At 66.0% G+C, this 3,230-nt stretch carries 3 protein-coding genes; 2 read left to right on the top strand and 1 reads right to left on the bottom strand.

Going from position 1 to position 3,230, the window contains the following annotated elements:
* Together ACWIE7_RS18575 and ACWIE7_RS18570 are read left to right on the top strand one after the other, a co-directional pair.
* Window positions 1-711 (top strand): HAD hydrolase-like protein (locus ACWIE7_RS18575; protein ID WP_454070244.1); only part of this gene is annotated, 711 nt, incomplete at its 5' end.
* 139 nt (window positions 712-850) lie between these two features.
* Window positions 851-2,626 carry an oleate hydratase gene (locus ACWIE7_RS18570; RefSeq protein ID WP_454070243.1) on the top strand — a complete coding sequence of 592 codons (1,776 nt, stop codon included), beginning with the start codon at window positions 851-853 and terminating at the stop codon, window positions 2,624-2,626.
* A gap of 217 nt (window positions 2,627-2,843) precedes the next feature.
* Here the strand turns inward: ACWIE7_RS18570 and ACWIE7_RS18565 are convergent.
* A partial coding sequence (locus ACWIE7_RS18565; RefSeq protein ID WP_454070242.1) for an ABC transporter C-terminal domain-containing protein occupies window positions 2,844-3,230 on the bottom strand: 387 nt, incomplete at its 5' end.

Genomic DNA, 3,230 nt, shown 5'->3' with positions numbered 1-3,230 from the left:
CTCGCCGAACTGCTCGGCCGCGAACCTGTAATGGGCGCTTCGTTCGCCGGACGTACCGACCGTGCGATCCTCACCGATCTGCTGGTGCGCAACGGCATGAATATCGACGACGACACCGGCCCCACGCGCGCTGGCCCTGCGCCCACCCTCGCGCCCGCCGGCCCTGCGCACTCTTCTGCGCCCGCCGGCGAGGGCAGCCCTCTCGTGCGCTCGGTCATGGATGCCGTCGCCGACCGGTGCGAGACGTTCGCCGACGACCTGCTCGCCGGCGGCGGCGGTCCCCTACCCGGCGCCCATGACGCAGTTCGCGCGCTGGCCGCGCACCCGCTCGTGTACCAGGGCATCGTGACCGGCAACATGCGTCGGACCGCGCTGCTCAAGCTGCGTGTCTGCGGGTTCGACGGCCTGCCCGATCCCTCGCTCGGGGCGTTCGGCGATCACCGCAGCGACCGGGCCCACCTGATCCTCGACGCGGTCGCCGCCGCCCGCGCGCAAGGTATTGACGTCTCTCCTGCGCAGGCGGTCGTGGTGGGCGATCACGTGCACGACGTGCGCGGCGCACTCGATGCGGGTGCCCGCTGCGTCGGCGTGGCGACGGGGCGGGTCTCGGCCGACGACCTCCACTCGGCCGGCGCCCACGTGGTCCTGCCCGATCTGACCGACACGCAGGCCCTCCGCGCAGCCATATCCGTTCAGACAACTATTTCTTAGATTGCCTGCTCAGAGTCGCATAGCGCCACTAGCCTAGGGGCGAGCGCCGCAGCACTCCAGCACGGCGACGCTCACCCCACACCCGCGTGCTGACAGCCCGGACCGGGCTCTTCCGGCGCGCTCGGCAAGAAGGAGTCCGATGCGGTACACGAGTGGTAACTACGAGGCATTCGCACGCCCGAGGAAGCCGGAGGGGGTGGACTCGAAGCGTGCCTGGTTCGTCGGATCCGGACTCGCCGCACTCGCCGGCGCAGCCTTTCTGATCCGTGACGGCCAGATGGACGGCTCCCGGATCACGATTTTCGAACAGCAGGATCTTCCGGGTGGCGCGCTCGACGGTCTCGACATCCCCGACAAGGGCTTCGTGATCCGCGGCGGACGCGAGATGGAGAGCAACTTCGAGTGCCTGTGGGATCTCTTCCGGTCCATCCCGTCGCTCGAGGAGGAGAACGCGAGTGTCCTCGACGAGTTCTTCTGGATCAACCGCGACGACCCGAACTACACGCTGCGCCGCACCACCAAGAACCAGGGTGAGGACGGCGGCACGAACTTCAAGTTCGACCTGAGCAAGAAGGCCCAGCAGGAAATCTCGAACATCTTCACCGCCCTTCCAGAGGAAATGGAGGACAAGCGGATCGACGAGGTCTTCACCCGGGCATTCCTCGACAGCAACTTCTGGCTCTACTGGCGCACCATGTTCGCGTTCGAAGAATGGCATTCCGCGCTTGAGATGAAGCTCTACCTGCACCGCTTCATCCACCAGATCCAGGGCCTCCCGGACTTCTCGACGCTGAAGTTCACCAAGTACAACCAGTTCGAATCGCTCGTGCTGCCATTGGTCACGTGGCTGACCGATCAGGGTGTGAACTTCCAGTACAGCACGGTCGTCACCGACGTCGACTTCATGATCGAGCAGGACGAGGTCCGCAAGCAGGCCTCCCGCATCCACCTCGTGGAGAAGGGCGAGCCGAAGCAGATCGACCTCACCGAGGACGACCTGCTGTTCATGACCATCGGGTCGCTCACCGAGAACTCCGACGACGGCGATCATCACACCCCGGCTCGGCTCAACACCGGCCCCGCCCCGGCCTGGGACCTGTGGCGCAAGATCGCCGGGAAGGACCCGTCGTTCGGCAACCCCGATGTGTTCGGCGCCCACATCCCCAAGACCAAGTGGGAGTCGGCCACGGTAACGACGCTCGATCCGCGGATCCCCGAGTACATCCAGAAGATCTCCAAGCGTGATCCCTTCAGCGGCAAGGTGGTCACCGGAGGCATCGTCACGGTGATGGACTCCAACTGGCTGATGTCCTGGACGGTCAACCGTCAGCCGCATTTCAAGAAGCAGCCCAAGGATCAGATCGTGGCCTGGATCTACGGGCTTTTCCCCGAGGCCGAGGGCGACTATGTGAAGAAGTCGATGCAGGACTGCACCGGCGAGGAGATCACCCAGGAGTGGCTCTACCACATGGGCGTCCCGGTCGACCAGATCGACGAACTGGCGGCCACCGGCGCCAAGACCGTGCCGGTCATGATGCCGTACGTGACCGCGTTCTTCATGCCCCGTAAGCACAGTGACCGGCCCGCCGTGGTGCCCGAGGGGTCCACGAACTTCGCGTTCATCGGCCAGTTCTCCCAGTCAAAGGAGCGGGACTGCATCTTCACGACCGAATACTCGGTGCGCACCCCGATGGAAGCGGTCTACACACTGCTGGACATCGAACGCGGGGTGCCGGAAGTGTTCAACTCCACCTACGACGTGCGTGCGCTGTTCCACGCCGTGAATCGGATGCGCGACGGTGCGGCGTTCGAGATCCCCGGTGGTCCGCTCGCCCGGCGGTACGCCCATCATCACATCGAGAACAACGTGGTGGGGCAGCTGCTCGAGCATTACGGCATGATCGACGAGAGTTGAGTCGCGCTCCTCGGCCGACCTCGTCCGGCGGCCCGACCCGGCTGGGGCCCGATAGTCTCTTCTCTGCTCGGTCGTAACCACAGCGAGGCCGGTAGGCACCACTGCAGAAGTCCAGAGCTCTCCGCAGTGGTGCCTCCCGGAGGACCTGGGCCCACCGGACCGCACATCATCTGCGCCGAGACGCGGAACTGCGCTGCGCACGTCGGCCGCGATCGCGTTAGCCCTCGAGCTGCTCGCCGATCTCCATCCACCGCTCCTCGAGCTCTTCCTTCTCCGCGACGACAGTCTGGAGATCACGATCCAGCGCGGCGAGTTTCTCAGTGTCCAACACCTCGCCGGCGGCGGCCGCGAGGTCGGCGTGGAGCTTCTCCTCGCGCTGGGAGAGCTTCTGCATCTGCCGCTCGAGCTTGTTCATCTCCTTCTGCAGCTCGCGCTGCTCGCCGGAGCTGAGGTCGAGGACTGCGGGAGCTGCAACGCCCGCGCTGCCGGACGCGGCGCCGGACGCGGCCCGCGAGATCTTGCCCGAGTCGCCGGCCGCCCCGGCCACTCGCCGACGCTCGAGGTACTCGTCGATCCCGCGCGGCAGATTGGTGAGCCCGCCGTC

The sequence above is a fragment of the Dietzia sp. NPDC055343 genome (assembly GCF_053645265.1).
This window is presented reverse-complemented; position numbering and strand designations above follow the sequence as displayed.